Source organism: Methylobacterium pseudosasicola (genome assembly GCF_900114535.1).
GTDB classification, from domain to species: domain Bacteria; phylum Pseudomonadota; class Alphaproteobacteria; order Rhizobiales; family Beijerinckiaceae; genus Methylobacterium; species Methylobacterium pseudosasicola.
Genome location: NZ_FOTK01000024.1, coordinates 89,306 through 110,340, shown reverse-complemented (window position 1 = coordinate 110,340; position 21,035 = coordinate 89,306). Strand labels below are relative to the sequence as shown.

Annotated in this window: 16 protein-coding genes; 3 read left to right on the top strand and 13 right to left on the bottom strand. The window is 68.1% G+C overall.

From position 1 onward, the window contains the following. Positions 1-429 precede the first annotated feature (429 nt). Complete coding sequence (locus BM228_RS21470) at positions 430-1,254, bottom strand: hypothetical protein (RefSeq protein WP_244537245.1); 825 nt, start codon at positions 1,252-1,254, stop codon at positions 430-432. Between the two features lie 1,155 nt (positions 1,255-2,409). On the opposite strand from BM228_RS21470, the gene BM228_RS21465 reads away from it, so the two are divergent. Further along, a complete protein-coding gene (locus tag BM228_RS21465) occupies positions 2,410-2,703 on the top strand; it encodes a DUF2218 domain-containing protein (RefSeq protein ID WP_058192738.1) in 294 nt (97 codons plus the stop codon). A gap of 190 nt (positions 2,704-2,893) precedes the next feature. Beyond that, complete coding sequence (locus BM228_RS21460) at positions 2,894-4,486, top strand: ABC transporter substrate-binding protein (protein ID WP_092043783.1); 1,593 nt, start codon at positions 2,894-2,896, stop codon at positions 4,484-4,486. A 4-nt stretch (positions 4,487-4,490) separates the two neighbouring features. Here BM228_RS21460 and putA read toward each other — a convergent pair whose 3' ends face one another. After that, on the bottom strand, positions 4,491-8,177 hold the full coding sequence (gene putA, locus BM228_RS21455; protein WP_092043781.1) for a trifunctional transcriptional regulator/proline dehydrogenase/L-glutamate gamma-semialdehyde dehydrogenase: 3,687 nt from the start codon (positions 8,175-8,177) through the stop codon (positions 4,491-4,493). A 157-nt stretch (positions 8,178-8,334) separates the two neighbouring features. After that, complete coding sequence (locus BM228_RS21450; RefSeq protein ID WP_092043780.1) at positions 8,335-9,111, bottom strand: polysaccharide deacetylase family protein; 777 nt, start codon at positions 9,109-9,111, stop codon at positions 8,335-8,337. 365 nt (positions 9,112-9,476) lie between these two features. Between BM228_RS21450 and BM228_RS21445 the strand changes: the two genes are divergently transcribed. Then, positions 9,477-10,523 carry a saccharopine dehydrogenase family protein gene (locus BM228_RS21445; RefSeq protein WP_092043778.1) on the top strand — a complete coding sequence of 349 codons (1,047 nt, stop codon included), beginning with the start codon at positions 9,477-9,479 and terminating at the stop codon, positions 10,521-10,523. Between the two features lie 146 nt (positions 10,524-10,669). Here the strand turns inward: BM228_RS21445 and BM228_RS21440 are convergent, their stop codons facing one another. The 10 genes from BM228_RS21440 to BM228_RS21395 all read right to left on the bottom strand — a co-directional run bounded on the left by BM228_RS21440 (position 10,670) and on the right by BM228_RS21395 (position 21,019). After that, a complete protein-coding gene (locus BM228_RS21440; protein WP_092043777.1) occupies positions 10,670-12,193 on the bottom strand; it encodes a UxaA family hydrolase in 1,524 nt (507 codons plus the stop codon). Positions 12,194-12,243: 50 nt separating this feature from the next. Then, complete coding sequence (locus BM228_RS21435) at positions 12,244-13,554, bottom strand: MFS transporter (RefSeq protein ID WP_092043775.1); 1,311 nt, start codon at positions 13,552-13,554, stop codon at positions 12,244-12,246. A gap of 64 nt (positions 13,555-13,618) precedes the next feature. After that, positions 13,619-14,689: a malate/lactate/ureidoglycolate dehydrogenase gene (locus BM228_RS21430; RefSeq protein WP_092043773.1), complete on the bottom strand. Its 1,071-nt coding sequence runs from the start codon at positions 14,687-14,689 to the stop codon at positions 13,619-13,621. A 116-nt stretch (positions 14,690-14,805) separates the two neighbouring features. Continuing rightward, entirely contained in the window at positions 14,806-15,522 is a 717-nt protein-coding gene (locus BM228_RS21425; protein WP_092043772.1) for a DUF1194 domain-containing protein, read from the bottom strand. Positions 15,523-15,613: 91 nt separating this feature from the next. Continuing rightward, a complete protein-coding gene (locus tag BM228_RS21420) occupies positions 15,614-16,387 on the bottom strand; it encodes a DUF1223 domain-containing protein (RefSeq protein WP_092043770.1) in 774 nt (257 codons plus the stop codon). A 7-nt stretch (positions 16,388-16,394) separates the two neighbouring features. Beyond that, positions 16,395-17,411, bottom strand: a complete 1,017-nt coding sequence (locus tag BM228_RS21415; RefSeq protein WP_092043769.1) for a lipid A biosynthesis lauroyl acyltransferase — start codon at positions 17,409-17,411, stop codon at positions 16,395-16,397. Between the two features lie 134 nt (positions 17,412-17,545). After that, on the bottom strand, positions 17,546-18,568 hold the full coding sequence (locus BM228_RS21410) for a zinc-binding dehydrogenase (protein WP_092043767.1): 1,023 nt from the start codon (positions 18,566-18,568) through the stop codon (positions 17,546-17,548). Between the two features lie 8 nt (positions 18,569-18,576). Beyond that, the gene (locus BM228_RS21405) at positions 18,577-18,867 is read right to left on the bottom strand and encodes an SH3 domain-containing protein (RefSeq protein WP_092043766.1); all 291 of its coding nucleotides are present in this window, start codon (positions 18,865-18,867) and stop codon (positions 18,577-18,579) included. A gap of 113 nt (positions 18,868-18,980) precedes the next feature. Beyond that, positions 18,981-19,739: an SDR family oxidoreductase gene (locus tag BM228_RS21400; protein ID WP_208612072.1), complete on the bottom strand. Its 759-nt coding sequence runs from the start codon at positions 19,737-19,739 to the stop codon at positions 18,981-18,983. After that, positions 19,736-21,019 carry a beta-ketoacyl-ACP synthase gene (locus tag BM228_RS21395; RefSeq protein WP_092043763.1) on the bottom strand — a complete coding sequence of 428 codons (1,284 nt, stop codon included), beginning with the start codon at positions 21,017-21,019 and terminating at the stop codon, positions 19,736-19,738. The genes BM228_RS21400 and BM228_RS21395 overlap by 4 nt, the downstream gene beginning before the upstream one ends. Between the last annotated feature and the right edge of the window lie 16 nt (positions 21,020-21,035).

The following is a 21,035-nucleotide window of genomic DNA, read 5'->3' as shown; positions in this document are numbered from 1 at the left end:
GCCTTCAGACGCTTCACGCCAGCCGAATGCCGCCGGTATCTCGCCGCCGCAGGCTACGACGCATATGATCCAATATGATCGGATGCCGCTCTAGCCTGAGCGGTCAGAAACGCCTGATCTTGTTGCAAAACGCCTCGCGTACAGATCAAGCTCAACACCTTGAGGGCTGGGACGCGGTTCTTTGCGATTTTCTGATGTTTCATCGTGCAGTCTCGATCACAAGAAACTCGATGTTGTCCCACCTCTTCGAAGATAAAAGCATCGATCGTTGACAGTATTATTCGATTATCCTTCAATAATTATCCTAATTTTGTGCCCATCTGGCCAAATCTCCAATAATATTGCCCATTCAATTCAATTGCCATAAGAAAAATGTTAAATTCTTACGGAACAGATATCACAACTCGGTTAATACTTGTAATGAGCAAATCACAAATTTAAATACGGTCTCCGTTTGGTAACAAATTTATCGATCCCTGCTAAATTCTCCCGCCACAAAGCAGCATTTTGTTGAACTGTAGATAGATCTGCGACCAACTCTTTCATTTTATCAGAAGAGAAGGGCGGGTTGGGGCAGAAATACGGTGTTAAAGGCTTATGGGCGTAATAATTGAAAAACAGCGCCCTCCGGTTCCGTCCTAAAGCAGGCTTGCCCCTGTGAAAGTATTTAAATGTGTCGCAAAGTATCACATTCCCGGACGGCCCGGTAAAAGATGTGATTGTAAATTTAATTTTGCCTTCATCTTGAAGATCAACTAATTTTTGCTGTCTGAAATGTCTCACTTTTTCAGAACCGGGAGAAATATGCTCTAAATGAAGAATTTCCAGCGGGCCATCGTCATCGCCGACATCATTGAGATAAACGGCAACCTTGACCATCGGATTATCTTCACTGTCTTTATGCCAAGTTCTCGCACCTCGCTCTAGACCATCAGCTACAGTAAAGAATATATCGACCCCGCCGTAACCCACGGGAAACCGTAGATAATTCTCGATAATTCGCAATAGCCTGACATCAAGGCCAGCACGAAAAATGGTTTTAAATTGATCCAATAGCAAAGGTTTTGCGGCAAGCAACTTCACAATATCAATGTTTTGCCCAGTTTCGCGATAATTTTTCTCGATCACGTCGTAAATTTCATTGACGGCAGCTTGGAATTTATTCGATCTCAAAGTTTCGAAAATTTCTGAATTTGTTGTACAAAACGATTTTTTAGCCAAACCATCAGCAAGCATGGCATCTTCGGCATTCAAGATTGATAAATTTCTGCTATGGTCGCGAATAAGATTAAGTCTATCTCTATACTTTTTATTTTTAATTGTCTCGATGGAATAAACTCTGTGTACTATCTTGGATGGCCATTGCAAAACTCTGTGAATAATCTTTTTTACGACAATCAAAATCTTCCGCGCGACTTCCATGGGGCACCAGGTTTTTGGAAGCTGAAACAGCTATATATTAACCTGCTTTGCAAATTTCTTGCCACTCATAAATATTCACACTCGACAAGCTCAAAAATAACAATTTGCATCAAACTGATTACGGCATATAAAAGAAGTACTGAAATGGAACTTTCATCGCGAGTCGATGGCTATGCGTCAGTCTCCGGCCGATCTTTTGTTGACTTTGACATGTTTCGGCTTATTGAGGCCACATTCGATCTGCTGACCTTCGAGCTTAATGGACAGAGTCTTCAAGATCAACTTTTTGCCGTCACTTGCTGACAATCCCAGTTTTCCGAAAAGGCCGTCGTTTCTTGGACCAATCTGCCCGGACGACCGAATGGCTGCTCGGGGTCTTGGGAGGGAGCCGGAGCGTCGTCTGCATTCATGCCTTGCCGTCCGAAAGCGGATCAGCGGAGATCCACCCGTTGCCGACATACCGCTGACAACCAGAGATACGGAACGTAAATCGCCCACCCGCTCGTGCCTCCGATCTGCCGTCGCTCCTGGTCCTGTTCGCAGCGGCCGAGGTCAGCCATACCGCCGCATCCGACGAGCCGGGCCCGCGGGTCGCCTAGCGGTCTCGGCCATCCGGCGAGGAATGACCACGTGACCCTGAGTGCTGCCTACAAAGGCGCCAACCGGACATCCGGATCGAACCGCCGGTGCCGCACCGCGTTCGACCAACAGCGATCACGTCTCGGCGAGAGACACCAAATTTGTGCGGCGCGCCATAATTCGGCACGGCGACGGGTGCAGGAGTTGCTGAGACGGCACGGTTCGCCGCCGCCGGACCGGGCGTTAAGCGACTGCTAACGCTTCGGGCCGACGCTCATTGCAGATCCCGGGGACGCCCCAGCCTACTCAGGCATGGTCTTTGCTCAGGAACCATTCATCTCGCACATGCGAGATCAGTGACGAGCCGTCCACCGACAGACAGCCTTCCCTTTTCTGGAGACCGACGGAATGCCTACCTCCCAGGCCCGTGTGCAGACCACCGAGGCGAGCCGCTACCTGCAGCAGCTGTGCCGGCACTGGAGCCACAAGTTCAAGGTCGAAGCGACTCCCGAGCACGGCACCGTGCCGTTCGGCGAGGATCGCGTCTGCACCTTCGACGCCGAGCCCGACGCCCTGGTGATGCGCATCGACAGCGCCGACCCGGTCAACCTCACCCGCCTTGAGAACGTGGTTGCCGACCACCTCGCCCGCTTCGCCTTCCGCGAGAGCCTCGGCGACATCCGCTGGTCCCGCGCCGCCTAATTCTGTTTGGGTGACGGCGGCGATGCGCTGAGACGCGCCGACCCGTCACGCTCTGGCGCGTCCGGAAACAGAACGGGCGGCCCCTTTCGTCCCTCGAAGAGTCCTCGGCCGGGTGCTGGCGTAGGCTTTGCAACCGGAGTGGGCCGCGCGCGGTAGCGTCGGCAACCCCAGGATACGAGCGGACGACAGCATGAAGCGACGCACCCTGCTGCAAGGCGCCGGCGCCCTGATCGCCGGCGCGGTGGCACGCCCCGCCCTGGTCCGGGCGGCCTCGGCCACCACGCTGCGCTTCGTGCCCTATGCCGACCTGGCGCTCCTTGATCCGATCATCACCACCAACTACGTCACGCGCACGCACGCGCTGATGGTGTACGACACCCTCTACAGCCTCGACGCCGCCTACCGCGCCCAGCCGCAGATGGTGGCGGGCCACGACGTCTCGTCGGACGGGCTGACCTGGCGCCTAGCCCTGCGGGACGGCCTGCGCTTCCACCACGGCACGCCGGTGCTGGCCCGCGATGTCGTCGCCAGCCTCAAGCGCTGGTCCCAGCGCGATGCTTTCGGGAGCGCTCTGTTCGCCACGGTGGACGAGCTTTCCGCCCCCTCGGACACCCTGGTGCAGTTCCGGCTGAAGCGGCCGTTCCCGCTCCTGCCGGACGCCCTGGCGAAGCCAACCTCGTACTTGCCGGTGATCATGCCGGAACGCCTGAGCACGACGCCGGCCACCCAGGCCGTCTCGGAGATCGTCGGCAGCGGCCCCTATCGCTACGTCGCGTCCGAGCGGGTGCCAGGCTCACTCAACGTCTACCGCAAGTTCGAGGATTACCGCCCGCGCCCGGACGGCAGCGCCAGCTTCACCGCCGGCCCCCGGATCGCCTATTTCGATCGGGTCGAGTGGCGCACGATCCCCGACGGCGCCACCGCGGCCGGCGCCCTCCGCTCCGGCGAGATCGACTGGTGGGAGCAGCCCCTGGTCGATCTGGTGCCCGACCTGCTGCGCCAGAAGGACGTGCGCGTCGAGCTCGTGGAGAGCGCCGGGCTGATCGGCCAGATCCGCCTCAACCATACCCTGCCGCCCTTCGACAATCCGAAGATCTGCCACGCGCTGCTGTCGGCGGTCGACCAGACCGAGATGATGGATGCCGTCGCGGGCAGCGATCCCGCGATCCGGCGCGGTCCGGTCGGCATCTTCACCGCCGGCGGCCCGATGGCCTCGGAGGCCGGCATGGGCGTGCTCACGGGCAAGCGCGACCTCGACGCCACCAAGAAGGCCCTCGCGGCGGCGGGCTACAACGGCGAAAAGGTCGTGCTGCTCGCCGGCACCGACGTGCCGCGGATCAACGCGGTCTGCGAGGTGATGGCCGATCTCTGCCGCAAGCTCGGGATGAATCTCGACGTGGTCGCCACCGACTGGGGCACGGTGAACCAGCGGATCCTCAACGCGAAACCGCTCGACCAGGGCGGCTGGTCGATGTTCGGCATTTTTTCGGGCGGCCTCGACATGATCTCGCCCGCCTATCACTTGGCGGTCCGCGGCAACGGCCGCGCCGGCGTCCCGAGCTGGCTCACCGACGCGCCCCTCGAAGAGCTGCGCAGCGCCTGGTTCGCGGCCCCGGACCTCGACGGGCAGAAAGCGCTGGCGGCCAAGATCCAGGCCCGGGCGCTCGAGGTCGGCGCCTACCTCCCCTGCGGCCAGTATTTCCAGCCCACCGCCTACCGGCGCGACCTGGAGGGCATGCTCACCGGCCTGCCGCTGTTCTGGAACCTGCGCCGGTCTGCCTGAGCGCTTAGCCAATCGCCATCAGGCTGGCATTGCCGCCCGCGGCCGCGGTGTTGATCGCGGTCGCGCGCTCCTCGATCAGGCCGGGCAGCGCGTAGAGATCGCCCGCCGCCAGCGCCTCAGAGGTACGGCCCTGGAGCTGGAGGATCGGCCCAGGCCGCTCGGCCAGGGTGCGGTTCAGGGCCTGCAACGCCGCGGCGTCGCCCTCGAACAGCACCGCCCGCACGTCGCCGGCTTGGTCGAGGTCGGGCGCCCGCGTGATCCGCGCGGCGAGGTCGGCCGGCAGGGCGCGCAGGGCATCAAGCGCGGCGTCGGAGCCGATCACCACCGCGTGGTTGCCCGTCGCCAGGATGGCGCCGAGCTGGAGAAGCAGACCGGTCTCCGTCGCCGCGACGGAAGCGACGCGTCCGCGCGGATGCAGGGCGTAGAGGTTGCGCTCGCCCACCGGCCCGGCCAGCTTGACCTCGGCGCCCTGCGGAAAGCGTTCGGCGGCGAGCCGGTCCGCCAGCGGGCCGTGCCCGCTTGATCGCAGCCAGTCGGCGTAGCGGCGGCTCAGATCCTCGTCGCCGGTGAGGCCGTCGAGGGCGGCGGCCGGGGGGCACTTCAGCAGGCGGCCGAGATAGAGCGGGCCGCCGGCCTTGGGGCCGGTGCCGGACAGGCCGGACCCGCCGAAGGGCTGCACCCCCACTACCGCGCCGATGACGTTGCGGTTCACGTAGCGGTTGCCGGCGCCGATGCGCCCGAGCACCCGCGACACGGTCTCGTCGATCCGGGTGTGGAGGCCGAAGGTCAGGCCATAGCCGGTGGCATCGATCTCGGTCAGCAACCGGTCCAGGTCGGCGCGGGCGTAGCGCAGGACGTGCAGCACCGGCCCAAACACCTCGCGCTCCACATCGGCGACGCGGGCGATCTCGATCAACGTCGGCGGCACGAAGGTCCCGAGCGCCGCCGCGTCCGGCAGGGGCACTTGGTGGATCGCAAACCCGCGCGCGCGCATCGCGGCCACATGCCCCTCGATACGTTCGGCCGCCGCCCGGGTGATGACCGGGCCGACATCGATCGCGAGCCGGCGGGGATCGCCCAGAACCAGCTCGCGCATGGCGCTCTGGAGCATCGCGAGGGTGCGGTCGGCGATCTCCTCCTGCAGGCACAGGATGCGCAGGGCAGAGCAGCGCTGCCCGGCTGAATCGAAGGCCGAGGCGATCACGTCGGTGACCACCTGCTCGGCGAGCGCGGAGGAATCCACCACCATGGCGTTCTGACCGCCGGTCTCGGCGATGAGCGGGACCGGCTCGCCGTCTCGGGTCAGGCGCTCGGCCAGGCGGCGCTGGATGGTCTTGGCCACCGCGGTCGAGCCGGTGAACATCACCCCCTGCACCCGCGCGTCGCCGACAAGCGCCGCGCCGACCTCGCCCGGCCCGGGCAGGAACTGCAACGCATCCTCGGGGACGCCGGCCGCATGCAGCACCCGGATCGCCTCCGCGGCGATCAGCGGCGTCTCCGCGGCGGGCTTGGCCAGGATCGGGTTGCCGGCAGCCAGGGCCGCCGCGACCTGTCCGACGAAAATCGCCAGGGGGAAATTCCAGGGCGCGATGCAGACCACCGGGCCGAGGGGCGCGTGCGTGCCGTCCAGCGTCCGCTCGGCCTCGGCCGCGTAGTAGCGCAGGAAGTCCACGGCTTCCCGGACTTCCGCCACGGCGTTGGCGAAGGATTTCCCGGCTTCGCGCACGATCAGGCCCATCAGCACCGGCATCCGGGCTTCCAAGGCATCGGCCGCTTCGCGCAGGCTGGCGGCGCGGATCTTCGGCGCCGTCGCGGCCCAGGCTTTCGCGGATGCATCGGCCCGGGTGAGTGCGGCCTCGATCGCGGCGGATGATGCAGCCCGGACCGTCCCGACGAGGTCCCGATGATCGGCCGGGTTGCGCACCGGCGTGTCGGCTGCGGATGGGTCGATCCCGGAGGGCACGGCTCGCCAATCCGTCCGGCCGCTCTGGGCGAGGTGTCCGGCGAGCCGCGCCAGGACCGACTCGTCGGCGAGGTCGAGGCCTGTCGAATTGGCGCGGCTCGGGCCGTAGAGGTCGCGGGGCAGCTTGATGCGCTCGTGCGGTGCGCCCGGGACCGGCATCGCTTCGACCGCAGCCACCGGGTCCGCGATCAGCTCCGCCACCGGCACGGCGGCGTCGCCGACCCGGTTCACGAAGGAGGAGTTGGCGCCGTTCTCCAGGAGCCGCCGGACCAGATAGGCGAGTAGGGTCTCGTGGGTGCCGACCGGCGCGTAGATCCGGCAGCGCCGGTCGAGCCTGTCCGGCCCGACCACCGCCTCGTAGAGCGGCTCGCCCATACCGTGCAGGCACTGGAACTCGTATCGGCCGAGAGAAAAGTCCGGCCCGGCCATCTCGACGATGCTGGCGAGCGTCTGAGCATTATGGGTGGCGAATTGCGGGAAGACCGCGTCCGGCGCGGCGAGCAGTTTCCGCGCGCAGGCGAGATACGACACGTCGGTGTGCAGCTTGCGGGTAAAGACCGGGAAATCCGAGAACCCGTCCACCTGCGCCCGCTTGATCTCGCTGTCCCAGTAGGCCCCCTTCACCAAGCGGACCATCAGCCGCCGCCGGCTGCGGCGGGCGAGGTCGACGAGCACGTCGATCGCGAACGGGCAGCGCTTGCCGTAGGCCTGGACGACGAAGCCGAGCCCGTCCCAGCCGGCGAGATCCGGGTCCAGGGCCAGGGCTTCGAGGATGTCGAGGGACAGGTCGAGCCGGTCCGCCTCCTCGGCGTCGATGTTGAGGCCGATGTCGTAGCGCCGGGCGAGGCGCGCGAGGTCCCGGACCCGGGGCGTCAGCTCGGCCATCACCCGCCCGCGCTGGGATCGTGTGTAGCGGGGATGGAGCGCCGACAGCTTGATCGAGATGCCCGGTCCCCGAAGGATCCCGCGCCCGGCCGAGGCCTCTCCGATCGCCCGGATCGCGTCCTCGTAGGAGCGCAGGTAGCGGGCCGCGTCCTCGGCGGTGAGGGCGGCCTCGCCGAGCATGTCGTAGGAATAGGTGAAACCCTTCGCCTCCATGCGCTTGGCGTTGCGCAGGGCCTCGGCGATGTCGCGCCCGGTGACGAACTGCTCGCCCATCAGCCGCATGGCGAGGTCCACCGCCTTGCGGATCAGCGGCTCGCCCCCGCGCCCGATCAGCCGGGTGAGTGCCGCCGACAGGCCGGTCTCGCTGCGCGTCGCCGCCAGCCTTCCGGTGACCAGCAGGCCCCAGGTCGCCGCGTTCACGAAGGGCGACGGGCTGTGGCCGAGATGGGCGGCCCAGTCGCCGCCGGCGATCTTGTCCCGGATCAGCGCGTCGCGGGTGGCGGCATCGGGAATCCGCAGCAGCGCCTCCGCCAGGCACATCAGCGCCACGCCCTCCTGGCTCGACAAGGCGTATTCGTGAATCAGCCCCTCGACCCCGCCGTGCCGGGTCTGGCGGCGCAGGGCCTCGACCAGATGCCGGGCGGTCTGTTCCACGCGAACGGCCGCCCCGGGCGGCTGGCGCGCAAGATCGAGGAGTGGCGCGATGCAATCTGGCTCGGGCCGCCGACAGGCCGCGACCAGGGCTGCCCGTAGGGGCGACAGGGGCATGACCTCGGCCGCGAAGGCCACGAATGGATGGTCTTCCGCGTCTGCGGATCGATCGGGATGGCCGGATCCGGACATGGGGCGCCTCTCGGGGTTGCGCGACGACTCACACCGTCACCCCAGGCTACATCGTCCGCCGCTCTTGTTCAGGCCTTGTCTGTCGGATCAGAAGTCGCATTCGGCACCGCCGAACCGGTTTCGAGCGGCAGCGCCAACTTCGTGCAGGCGGCGCGTCCTACGGACGCTTGGCATGCGCGGCGTCGATCGCGTCGGTGAGGACAGCCTGGACGCCTTCCCGGCGCAGCGTCGCGGTGGGGATGACCACCGTGTCGGCGCAGGCCTGGACCACGTGGGCCAGATCGAATTGGACCGCGAGCCCGCCCGCCTCGGCATCGGGCCATACCGTCATGGCGGGCGGTTCGCCGGAGTAGGTCTCCGTCACCGCCTCCCGACATTCTTTGTCGTCCGCATCGGCCTTCGGCTTTCCTGTCTTGGGTCGGTAGGCCTGGAGGTAGAGGGCGTGCAGCCGCTTGGACGACAGGGTCACCATCTTGGTCTCGTCGGCCTGGGTCGCCAGCGCGACCTTGCCGGTCAGCGCGGGCGGCAGCAGCGTCGTCCAATCCACCGGCGTGCCGGTGGTGAGATCGTAGACGATCGCCGTCGTGCCGGTGTTCGGATGGGCACCGCCGCAGAACGTGCTGTCGTGAATCGCGAAGCTGAGGAAGCGGGGACCGCGCATGGCCGCGCGGATGCTCCGCTCCCAGGAACTCTGCGCGCCGCCCTCGGCCTTGCAGCTCTTCGCCGCCTTGCGGACCTGGGCGTCGAGGCGCTTCACGGCAGCGTTGATCCGCCGCTCCGCGTCGTCGACCGGGTCGACGATCTGCGGAAAGGCGTCAATGCCCGGGCCGGCCTGGCCCGGCCGAACCTGCACAACCCGGTCCGCAGCGTTCGCGGGTACACCGGCGGCGACGAGGAGGGCACCGAACGCCGCAAGCCGAAGACATGCCTTCATCGATCGAGCACTCCCGCGCGTCCTGTCCGCGGCGACTCGGACCGCCAAACGAGGGTCCGATCCCGAATAAGGACCGCTGTCACGGCGCTCAATCCGCCGCCTGGATGCCGATCTAACGGATCAGTGGAGATCGCCATGTCTTCGCGCGCACATCGGATGGGCCGCACAGGATTTGCAGCGGGACGAACAATGTTCGGCGGCCGCCGATGTGGCGGGCGGGACCGGATTGGTCACCGGCTCGACGTCCGAACGATTGTGCGCGCCGAAAACCGTGTTTCCGAACACCTGGCCCGCATCGCCGCATCGACCACCCGTCGGAGGTCGCCGCTGCCGAGGCGCCCGCCCGCCATGGTACAGGGACGGCCATGACCGCGATCTTGATCTACGGCGCAACCGGCTACACCGGCACGCTGCTCGCCGAACACGCCGTCGCGCAGGGCCTGCGCCCGATCCTGGCCGGGCGCGACCCCGACAAGCTCCGGCCGCTTGCCGCTCGGCTCGGGCTCGACTGGCGCGCCGCGCCCCTGGACGATCCCGGCCGCCTGCGCGAAATGCTCTCCGGCATCGCCGCGGTGATCCATGCGGCCGGACCGTTCTCGAAGACGGCCCGGCCCATGGCCGAGGCGTGTCTCGCCGCGGGGACGCATTACGTCGACATCACCGGCGAGATCGACGTGCTGGAATCGCTCGCCGCCCGGGATGCCGAAGCGAACGCCGCCGGCATCGTCCTCCTTCCGGCGGCGGGCTTCGACGTGGTGCCGAGCGATTGCCTCGCCGCCCATGTCGCGAACCGGCTGCCCGGGGCTACGCATCTGCGGATCTCCATCGGCGGCTTCGGCGGCTTTAGCCGCGGGACCGCCCGCACCATGGTCGAGGGCATCGCCTGGGGGACGCGGGTGCGCCGGGACGGCCGCATCGTCGAATTGCCGAGCCCACCCCGCGGCAGCGCCGATTTCGGCCGTGGGGCCCGGCGCACGGTGGGGCTCGGCTGGGGCGACGTGTCGAGCGCGTGGTACTCGACCCGAGTCCCCAACATCGCGGTCTATTTCGAGGCGTTTCCCGCCATGGCGGCGGCCGCGGGCCTGCCGTCCGGCCTGCGCCGGATCATCGCCGGCCCGACGGCCCAGCGCCTGATCAACCGCGGCATCGACCGGCTGCCGCCGGGCCCCTCCGAGACGGCACGGGCGACGGCGCGCAGCACTTTTTTGGCCGAGGCCTGGGACGGAAGCGGCAAAAGCACGGCGAGCCGCATGGAGACCCCCGAGGGCTACACGCTGACGGTCCTGACCGCCCTGGAATCCGCCCGGCGCGTGGCCTCGGGGGCGGTGGCAGCGGGGTTCCACACACCGGTCACCGCCTTCGGGCCGGATTTTATCCTGGGGTTTCCGAACGTGGTGCGGACGGATCTCTGAACCCTCTCCGTCATTGCGAGCGCAGCGAAGCAACCCAGGGCTGCGCGCGATGTCCGAACGTGGTGTGTCCCTAGGTTGCTTCGCTGCGCTCGCAATGACGGGGATCGGCGTTCGTAGGTCTCGAACGCCGCGTGTCCGCAATCGCCTCACACCGTCGCACCCAACTGCCAGGGCGCGAACTCCGACGAGCCGAAATCGAACTGCTCGCTCTTGGTCCGCTCGCCGCTCGCGACCCGCAGGATCAGCTCGAAGATCCGCTGTCCGGCCTGCTCGACGCTCTCCTCGCCGTCGAGGATCGTGCCGCAATTGACGTCCATGTCCTCTTCGAGCCGCCGGTACATCGCCGAGTTGGTGGCGATCTTGATCGACGGCGAGGGCTTGCAGCCGAACACGCTGCCGCGTCCGGTGGTGAAGCACACGAGGTTCGCCCCGCCCGCCACCTGCCCGGTGGCCGAGACCGGGTCGTAGCCGGGGGTATCCATGAACACGAAGCCCTTGGCGGTGACGGGATCGGCGTAGCGCACCACATCGACCAGGTTGGTGCTGCCGGCCTTCGCCATGGCGCCCAATGACTTCTCCAGGATCGTGGTGAGCCCGCCGGCCTTGTTGCCCGGCGACGGGTTGGCGTCGATCTCCGAGCCCTCCCGGCGGGTATACTCCTCCCACCAGCGCATCAGGTCGACGAGCTTCTGGCCGACAAGCGGGCTCACGGCCCGGCGGGTGAACAGGTGCTCGGCCCCGTAGGTCTCGGTGGTCTCCGACAGGATCACGGTGCCGCCGTTTTCGACCACGCGGTCGCTGGCAATCCCCAAAGCCGGGTTGGCCGAGACGCCGGAATAGCCGTCCGAGCCGCCGCATTGCAGGGCGACGATCAATTCGCTCGCCGGCACGGGCTCCCGGCGGACCACGTTGGCCTCGGCCAGGATGCCGGTGACGAATTCGATGCCGGCCTCGACGGTCTTGCGGGTGCCGCCGAGCGTCTGGATGTTCATGCTGCGGATCCGGTCGCCCAGGCCCTGCTCCTCCAGGAAGGCGCCGATCTGGTTCACCTCGCAGCCAAGGCCGATCATCACGATGTGCGAGAAGTTGACGTGCCGGGCGTAGCCCGCGAGCGTCCGGCGCAGGAGCTTCAGCGGCTCGCCCATCGCCATGCCGCAGCCGGTCTTGTGGGTGAGCGCGACCACGCCGTCGACATTCGGATAGGGGGCCAGCGGATCGAGGCCGAGGATCGGGTGGCGCCGGAACGCGTCGGCGATCAGGTCGGCGACGTGGGCGCTGCAATTCACCGAGGTGAGGATGCCGACATAGTTGCGCGTCGCCACCCGCCCGTCCGGGCGTCGGATGCCCTGGAAGGTGGCCGGCGGCGTGATCAGCCGGGTGGGCCGCGCATCGACCCCGAACGCGTAGTCGCGGGCGAACTCGCCCATGCCGAGATTGTGGACATGGACGTGCCGGCCCGGGGCGATGTCCTCTTTCGCGAAGCCGATGATCTGGCCGTACTTCGTCACCGCCTCGCCGGAGCGATGCGGGCGGACCGCCACCTTGTGGCCGGGCGGGATCCGCTCGGCGGCGGCGACGCCCGGGGCCACCGGCGTGCCGGGCTCGATGGCGGTTCGGGCGAGAACCACGCCGTCATCCGGGCGCAGGGCGATGACGGGATAGGTGGACATGCTTCGCTCCTGAAGACCCGCCTCGGATGGGTTGGACTCGGCCCTGGTGCTCATCGGGCGGCCTCCGGCTGCAGGGATGGGGCCGGGGCGTCGCGGACCGGCAGCGGCGCGATCTCGCCGACGACGAACAGGTAGATGAAGGCACCGAGCAAGCAGAAGCCGCCCGCGACCATCAGGGGAATCGCGAACGAGCCCTGCGTGATCGTCAGCATGAACCCGGTGAAGGTGGTGGTCACGATCCCGGCGACGTTCGAGGCGAAGTTCTGGATGCCGCCGATCGACGCGACATGGGCGGGGGTCGGCGCCACGTCGCCCGGAAGCGCCCAGATCGAGGCCGCCGTGAAGGCCAGGCTGCCATAGGCGACCGCGAAGCAGAGCAGCGCCACGTAGACGTTCGGGGCGATGATCGACAGGGTGATCACCGAGGACATCAGCATGCCGCCGACCAGGCAGGTCTTACGCGCCGCCGTGAGGCTCCAGCCCCGCCGGTAGAGCGCGTCCGAGGCGAAACCGCCGAGCCAACCCGCCGGGATCGAAGCCAGCGCCGGCAGACTGCCGAGGGTGCCGAGTTCGGCGAGCGAAAAGCCGCGGGCCTTCACCAGATAGGTCGGGAACCACGTGATGAAGAAGTAGATCACGAAGTTCAGGCAGAAGAACCCGGCCATCATTCCCCAGACCGTCCGGTAGCGGAACAGGGACAGCCACGGCACCTGCTGCTGCGCGTCGGCGGCCCCGGCCGCCTTGGGGCGCTCCTGCGCTGCCCGGAGCCGGGCCAGCTCCTCGGGCGAGACGCCGGGGTGGTTCTCGGGCTCGCGGTAGAGCCACATCCAGAAGATCGCCCAAACGAAGCCGAGCAGTCCGGTCACGATGAAGGATTCGCGCCAGCCGAGCGTGGCGATGATCCACGCCACCATCGGGATCGCCAGCGCCGAGCCGACCCGCGAGCCGCTGTCGAAGATGCTGCTGGCGAAGCTCCGCTCACTGCGCGGGAACCAGGAGGCCGCGACCTTGGCAAACGACGGGTAGGCGCCGGCCTCGCCGACGCCGAGCAGCATCCGCAGGCCGAGCAGCGAGAGGAAGCCGCGTCCGGCCGCGGTCAACGCCGTGCACAGCGACCACCACGTCACCGCCACCACCAGCGACAGACGGGGCCCGACCCGGTCGGCCACATAGCCGAAGGGCAGCTGCATCACCGCGTAGGTCCAGAAGAATCCCGACAGGATCAGGCCCATGTCGGTGGCGCTGAGCCCCAGCTCCTTCGACATGGCGGGCGCGGCCACCGCGAGGTTGGCGCGGTCGATGTAGTTGATGGCGTTGGCGGCCATGCAGAGGCCGATCATGAGCCAGCGCAGTCTGGGCATCGTATCCTCCCGGATTCCGGCGCGGCGTCCCCGTTATGGCCGGGCTATCGCCGCAAGCGTCGCGTCAGTCGCGATAAGCGTCTCCGTCGAGCCCGTGCGGCCGGCCTGCGGCGAGCAGCGTCTCCCAGACCGGCTCTGGCAGCGGGACGCCCTCGGCGAGGCGCTGCGCCCGGGTGCGGCGCTCCGGCTCGCCGGGCAGCAGGACCTCGGCCCCGGGCATCGGCCGGGCGCTCTTGAAGAAGTCGAGATAGGTCCGGGCCTCATCGGCCATGGCATGCTCGGTGCCGAAGGCCTTTGGGGTGACGTAGATCGACAGCATGCCGTTGCAGATCCGCCGCCTTCCCGGCCCCGCGGTGCCGGAGCCGGTGAGCGCGCCGGCGAGCAGCTCGCACATCAACGCCAAGCCGGAGCCCTTGTGCTCGCCGAAAGCGCGGATCGCGCCCGCGCCCCGCTGGTTGTCGCGCTCGACCCCGTCGAGGGGGCCGAACAGGGTCGCCGGATCGCTGCTCAGCCGTCCGTCCGGCTCGACCAGGGCGCCCTCGGGCAGCGCCTTGCCGCCCCGCGAGGCCACCAGAACCTTGCCCTCGGCCACCAAGGAGGTGGCGAAATCCAGGATGATCGGTTCGGCCCCCGGCACCGGGAACCCGGCCGCGAAGGGTGCCGTTGAGAAGCGCCGCTCCACCGATCCGAACGGCGCCACCAGCAGGCTGCCCGCCACGTTGACGAAATGCACCGAGACCAGCCCGGCCGCGGCCGCACGCTCGGCCCATTCACCGATCCGCCCGAGATGCCCGGCATGCCGCAGGGCCACGATCGCGACGCCGTTGTCCCGGGCCTTGGCGATGCCGAGATCGGTGGCGAAGGGGCCGGCGGTCTGCCCGAACCCGTAGCCGGCATCGACCAGCGCGAAGGATGGCGCGTCGCTGATGATCTCAGGCGTCCGGCCGGCCTCTACTTCGCCTTCGCGCAGCCACTCCACATAGCGCGTGACGCGGACGACGCCGTGGCTGTCATGGCCGGTGAGGTTGGCGGCGACGAGGTAGCGGCCGATCCGCTCGGCCTCATCCGCCGCGCAGCCCTCGCGCATGAAGATGTCCCGCACGTAGGCGGACAGCCTGTCGGCCGCAATCCGCATCGTGATTCCTCCCTGGGCCGCGCCTCGCCGGGCGCGTGCTGGAGGAGTCTAGCGCCGCCGCCCATGCCGCGCGAGCACCCCGGGTTACGCAAGAGCCCCGATGTCGGCGGATGGTCTCAAGAGATCTCGCGCACCAGCTTGGCGATGAGCGCCCGGCCGAACGCCTCGAAGCCCTCGGCCGCCATGACGAACGCGCCCTCGCCGCCGATGACGGTCTCCCGGTAATAGGCGGCGAGCCCGCCAACGGGATTGGTGTGCTCCCGCAGGAAGGCCGGCATGCCAACCGGATCGGTGACGATGACGATGCCGTTGACGGTGATGCCAGTCGCCACGGCGGCGTCCCGGGCATCCGCGATCGACCGGCCGGAATTGCTCGTCCCGTCCCCGGAAATATCGATGATCTTTCGGTCTGTCCGGTAGGGCGCTCGCTCAAGCAGCGTCGCAGCGAAGCCGATCGCCGACCCGATGGCGGTCCGACCGTAGAACGGGCGCGACACGGCGCCGAGTCGTCTCGCAAAAGCATCGGCATCCGCGGCCGACGCGATGATCATCCACTCGACCGCGACCTGCTGCTCCCCCGGGCCGGCCCAATCGAACAGCGCGACCGCGATGCGCCCATGGCCGCCCTCGGCGATCGCCCGCAGAACTCGCGGATCGCTGAACGCTTCGGCGTAGCCGCTCCGCTCCAGCTCGAACCGCGCCTCGCTGATGCTCAGCGAGACATCGACCGCGAGCACGAGGAGGACGTCGACCTCGTTGCCGGCCGCAGCCGCCCGATGGCCCGCCAGGGACAGGGCGGCGAGCAATCCCGACAGCAGATGGCGTCGCCGCATGGCCGACACTCGGTGACAAGCGCCCACGCGGTTCGGCGGACGGACTCACCCATGCAACGAGCCTGCCGCCCGGGCGGTTCGACGCCGCGCCTTACAACCCCGGCCCCTTGGCGGCTCCGAGGATGCGGCCGGGGCGGCCTTCCGCGGCGCCCTGGACCAGGATCACCCAGCTGTCGGCGTCGGCGATCTCCGCCAGGGTGCCGGGCACGTCGAAGCGGGTCGGCTGGCCGGTCCAGGGGCCGAGGCGCTGCAGGCCTCGCACCACGTTGACGTAGGTGGCCGTCCGACCGCCATTCTCGCCACCCTGGATCGCGATGGCCCGGCTGCGCAGCACCGGCACCAGCCAGACGTCGCCGCGCGTCTCGGCCTTGAGTTCCGGCGCGGCGCCGACCTCGACCGAGATGCGGTCGCCGCGGATCTCGCCGCGGACCGGGATTGGCAACCCGCCGTGCTGGGTTGCCTCGCGCATCAGTCGATCGAGGGCGGCGCGATCCGAGCCCACGGCGAAGCCGCTGCCATCGACCACGACCTGCGGCGTGAACACCTGCCGGGCGCCGCGGACCCGGGCATAGGCCCGCTGGCGCTCGGTGAACGGCCGCAGCGCCAGGGTGTCCTTCCAGCCGAGATAGTCCCAGTAGGTCACCGGCAGGGTCAGGGCGACCACGCCGGGCTGACGGGCCAGGTCGCGGATGATCGGATCGGCGCTCCGGCAGGCGCCACAACCCTGGCTGGTGAACAGCTCGACCACGGCGCGGATCGGCTCCGCCCGCGCCTGGGCGGACGCCGAGACCGCACAGACGAGCCCGGCCGCGCAGAGCGCGCGGAATACACCGAACCGGGTACGGGCGCGGGGCCGATGGGTCATCGCGCCATCAGAGCGTCTGGGATGCCGTCTGGGAAATCACGTTGGCTTGAGGATTTTCTACCATCGGTTGCGACGTATTCCGAAGTACTCTCGCTTTAGGCAACATGTCCGGGCGCCAGCGGCGATGCATCCACAGCCATTGGCCCGGATTCTCGCGCACCCAGCCTTCGACCACGGCGGTCATCGCCTGCATGGCGCCGGCAACATCGATCACCCCATCGGCGTTGCGCGGCAGATCGAGGGGCGGGGTCAGCTCCAGGCGGAACCGGCCCTCCGGCAGGCGCACGACGCGGACGCCATGCACAGGGCAATCGTAATGCCGGGCGAGCTTGGCAAGGAGCGGGTTGGCCAGGCACGGCCGGCCCATGAACTCGACCACGACGCCGCGGGTGAAATGCTGGTCGATCAATTGCCCGAGATGGCCGCCATTCTCGACCACGTCACGCATGGCGAAGACGGCCCCCGGGGTCGAGGCCGCCAGCCCGCCCATGGAGCGCCGACGGACCTCCTGGACGAGGCGTGCGGCGGCGGGGTTGTTCGGCGGACGGAACACGGCGGTCGCGTCCAGGCCGAACCGGGCGGCGCAGATCGCCGGGAGTTCCCAATTGCCGAGATGGGCTGAGAAGATCAGCCCCGGCTGGCCGTCGTCGCGCAGGGTGGCGAAGTGATCGATACCCGCGACCTCCGTGCGCATCGGGCCGGTGGCGTCGGGATCGAAATCGAACAGCGAATCGAGATGGGCGTATTCGGCGCCAGTGCGCCCGAGATTGTCCCAGGCTTCCAGGGCGATCCGCTTCCGCTCCGCCTCCGGCATGTCCGGGAAGGCCGCACGCAGGTTCGCCATGGCGGTGCGGTGGGCCGGAAGCAGCGGCCCAACCGTGCGCAGGAGCGCGGCCCCGAATGCCGTCGAGCGATCCGGCCCGAGGGCGCGCGCCAGCCAGACCAGGGCGCGGATCAGCGGGATCATGGCGAAGCCCGCAAGCCGCGGAAAGGATCGTCTGAGGATGAGGGCGAGGCGCAGCACGTTGGATTCCCGGGCACGATGCGGGCAGGCCCGGCAGTTCGCGTGTAAGGCGAAGCTTATCCGATGTCCCGCGCGGTGCGATAGCACATCGTCCCAAAGGACGGCCGCAGGCGGCCGGGACAATGCGTCAGGCGTCAGAGGCTGACGAGGATCTTTCCGAAGACCTTGCGGGATTCGAGCCGCTCCAGCCCCTGCGCGAAGTCGCCGAGCGGGTAGACCGTGTCCACCACCGGGCGGATGCCTTCGGCCATCTTGCCGAGGGCCTGCCCGATATTGCCCAGCGCGCAGCCGAACGAGCCGGTGATGCGGTATTGCTGCTGGAAAAGCTGCATCAGGTTCATAGTCGCCGAGACGCCCGAGGTCGAGCCGCAGGTCACGAGGCGCCCGCCGCGCTTCAGGCAGAGCAGCGAGCCGTTCCAGGTGTCGGCGCCGACATGCTCAAACACCACGTCGACGCCCTTGCGCTTGGTCAGCCGCCGGACCTCGCCCTCGAACCGCTCGGTCCGGTAGTTGATGACGTGATCGGCGCCGAGCTCCGCCGCCTTGCGGCCTTTCTCGTCGTCGCCGACCGTCGTGTAGACGGTGCAGCCGATCGCCTTGGCCATGCGGATCGCCGCAGTGCCGATGCCGGACCCGCCGGCATGGACCAGCACGCTCTCGCCGGGCTCCAGCCGGGCATTGTCGAACAGCATGTGCTGGACGGTGCCGAAGGCGATGCCGGCGCAGGCCGCGTCGGTGTCGCTGACCCCGTCCGGCACCTTCACCACTAGGCGGGCCGGCATGTTGACCAACTCGCGGGCGAAGCCGTCGATGTGGAAGCCCATCACGCCGGACACGTCCTCGCAGAGGTTGTCGCGGCCCTCGCGGCAAGCGCGGCACTGCCCGCAGGTCATCGCCCCGTAGGGCACGACCCGGTCGCCGGGGGCCACGGTGGTAACTTCCGGGCCGACTGACTCGACCACACCCGCCGCCTCGGCACCGACGATGAGCGGCATCTTGCGCTTGGCGAAGGCCATGCCGCGAAAGCCCCAGACGTCGATGAAGTTGAGGCCGACCGCGCGGATGCGGATCTGGACTTCTCCTGGGCCCGGGGCGGCGGGGGCCTCGACCTCGGTCAGGTGCAGATCGCGGTCGCCGAAAAGCTGGAGGGCTTTCATGCTGTCTCTCATTGTTCCGGCGCCAGATAGCGCCGCCGCGCCCAACCCACGGCGCGTCCGGCCTTGACCCGGCACCACGTGGTCCGGCTCGGCGTGTCGTTGGTGCAGCCGAAGACCAGGGCGCGGGTGCGGATCTCGCCGACCTGCTCGGACGCGGCGTCCGGCTCGGCACGGATCGAGAGGGGCTCGCCGGGGGGCAGCCCGGAGATCCGGTAGGCTTCCGGTTCTGCGGCGGCGCCGCCCGGGATGAGGGGGGCCACGAAGCAGAATCCGGCGAGAACGATGAGGCGGGCGCGCATCGGCAAGGTCGCTAGAGCATGGCGCGTGCGAGGGAAATTCCAGATTCCGAATCTATCATGGCCGCACGTGAAGTTTGGAGCCTGCTCCGAAGAGGCGCGATGCTCCCAAAAAATCAGGGGCGGTGGACACCCATCATCGCGGTGAGGCCGCCATCGACCGGCAGCACCGCCCCGGTGATGTAGGCGGCCCCGTCGCCCATCAGGAAGGCGGCCAAAGCGGCGACATCCTCGGGCTGGGCGAACCGGCCGGCGGGGATCTGGCGCTCCATCCCGGCCCGGTGGACGGCGTATCGCGCCATCATGGCGGTGTCGACGAAGCCCGGGGCGATGACGTTGACCGTGACCCCGCGCTTGGCGGTCTCGATCGCGAGGGTCCGGCAATAGGCGATCAGCGCGCCCTTGGTCGCCGCATAGGCGGCGTTGCCGGCATTGCCGCGGAGCGCCGCCACGGAACCGATCGCGATGATGCGGCCTGTGCGCGCCTGCGTCATCGGGCGGACCAGCGCCTTGGCCAGGCGGGTCAGCGCGAAGAAGTTCACCTGCATGGCCGTCTCGGCCTTGTCCTGGTCGAACATCGCCGCGAGGGCGTCGCTCGGCTGGCCGGCATTGTGGACGAGGCCGTGATAGCCGGATTCCTCAGCAGCCGCGCAGAACGCGTCGAGGGCGGCCTTGTCGGCGAGGTCCAGGGCGTGCCCGGTGAAGGCGCGCTCGGGATAGGCGGCACGCAGTTCGGCGAGCAGGGCTTCGGCCGCCTCCCCCGACGCCCGATAGGTGAAGTCGACGGCATGGCCGGCGGCGGCCAGCGCGCGGACGATCGCCGCGCCGACGCCCGAGGCGCCGCCAGTGACCAGGACGCGGCGGGCGGCGCTCACGCTGGCTCCGCCCCGAACACCAGGCAGGTGTTCTGGCCGCCGAACCCGAAGGAATTCGACAGCACGGTCCGGATCGGCAAGTCCCGGGCGGTCTCGACCACGTCGAGACCGATCGCCGGGTCCGGCACCCGATGGTTGATGGTCGGCGGGATGCGGCCGTGGCGGATCGTCAGCAGCGAGACCGCCGCCTCGATGGCGCCGGCCGCCGTCAGCGTGTGGCCGATCATCGACTTGTTGGAGGTCACCGGAAGCGATGGGGCGCGGTCGCCGAACACGGCGGCGAGCCCCAGGGCCTCCATCTTGTCGTTCTCGGGGGTCGAAGTGCCGTGGGCGTTGACCGTGTCGATCCCTTCGGGTCCGAGCCCGGCATCGTCCAGGCTGGCCCGGATCGCCGCGATCACCGGCGCCCCGTCGGGACTGGAGCGGGTGCGATGGAAGCCGTCGCCCTTCTCGCCGCAGCCCAGCACGTAGCCCAGGATTTTTGCGCCCCGGGCGGCTGCAGCCTCCGCATCCTCCAGGACCAGGGCGGCCGCGCCCTCGCCCATGACGAAGCCGTCCCGATCCTTCGAGAACGGCTTCGAGGCCTCCTCCGGCACGTCATTGCGGGTGGAGAGCGCCGAGAGCAGCGAGAAGCGGATCAGCGATTCCGGGTTCACCGAGCCGTCGGTGCCGATGCAGAGCGCCGCCGCGGTCTCGCCCCGGCGGATCGCCTCGACGCCGAGCTGGATCGCGGTGGCGCCCGACGAGCAGGCGGTGGAGAGCGAGATCGGCGAGCCCTTGGTGCCGAACCGTTCGGCGATGCGGTCGGCTACCGTGCCGAAAATGAACAGGTCGTGCCAGGCGTCGAAGCGCCGGGTCGCCGCGGCCCGGAGCAGGCCGGCATAGTCGACGTCGCCGTCGCCCCCGGCGGCCTCGGCCAGCGCCTGACGCTGGGGCCATTCCATCTCCACCGGCGGGACCGCGATGAACAGCGCCCCGGGGAAGTCGCCCTTCGCGCCGATCCCCGCCTGCGCGACCGCCTCCTCGGCGGCCGCCGCGGCGAAGCGCTCGGACAGGAGCGGCGCCACCAGCGGCTCGGTATCGAGGAAATCCACCGTGCCGGCGATGCGGGTGCGCAGCCCCTCGGTGGAGAACCGCGCGATGGCATGGATGCCGGAGCGGCCGGCGCTCATGGCCGCCCAGGTATCGGCCTGGCCCTGTCCGAGGGAGGAGACGACGCCGATGCCCGTCACCGCGATCAGCGGCCGGCCCCTGGCGTCGCGATAGGATCGCGCGCTCATGGCGCGTCTGTACGGG

Bases quoted from the DNA above. Each gene is read 5' to 3' on its own strand.
- BM228_RS21465 (WP_058192738.1), top strand. From the start codon at position 2,410: ATGCCTACCTCCCAGGCCCGTGTGCAGACCACCGAGGCGAGCCGCTAC.
- BM228_RS21460 (WP_092043783.1), top strand. From the start codon at position 2,894: ATGAAGCGACGCACCCTGCTGCAAGGCGCCGGCGCCCTGATCGCCGGC.
- putA (WP_092043781.1), bottom strand. From the start codon at position 8,177: ATGTCCGGATCCGGCCATCCCGATCGATCCGCAGACGCGGAAGACCAT.
- BM228_RS21450 (WP_092043780.1), bottom strand. From the start codon at position 9,111: ATGAAGGCATGTCTTCGGCTTGCGGCGTTCGGTGCCCTCCTCGTCGCC.
- BM228_RS21445 (WP_092043778.1), top strand. From the start codon at position 9,477: ATGACCGCGATCTTGATCTACGGCGCAACCGGCTACACCGGCACGCTG.
- BM228_RS21440 (WP_092043777.1), bottom strand. From the start codon at position 12,193: ATGTCCACCTATCCCGTCATCGCCCTGCGCCCGGATGACGGCGTGGTT.
- BM228_RS21435 (WP_092043775.1), bottom strand. From the start codon at position 13,554: ATGCCCAGACTGCGCTGGCTCATGATCGGCCTCTGCATGGCCGCCAAC.
- BM228_RS21430 (WP_092043773.1), bottom strand. From the start codon at position 14,689: ATGCGGATTGCGGCCGACAGGCTGTCCGCCTACGTGCGGGACATCTTC.
- BM228_RS21425 (WP_092043772.1), bottom strand. From the start codon at position 15,522: ATGCGGCGACGCCATCTGCTGTCGGGATTGCTCGCCGCCCTGTCCCTG.
- BM228_RS21420 (WP_092043770.1), bottom strand. From the start codon at position 16,387: ATGACCCATCGGCCCCGCGCCCGTACCCGGTTCGGTGTATTCCGCGCG.
- BM228_RS21410 (WP_092043767.1), bottom strand. From the start codon at position 18,568: ATGAAAGCCCTCCAGCTTTTCGGCGACCGCGATCTGCACCTGACCGAG.
- BM228_RS21405 (WP_092043766.1), bottom strand. From the start codon at position 18,867: ATGCGCGCCCGCCTCATCGTTCTCGCCGGATTCTGCTTCGTGGCCCCC.
- BM228_RS21395 (WP_092043763.1), bottom strand. From the start codon at position 21,019: ATGAGCGCGCGATCCTATCGCGACGCCAGGGGCCGGCCGCTGATCGCG.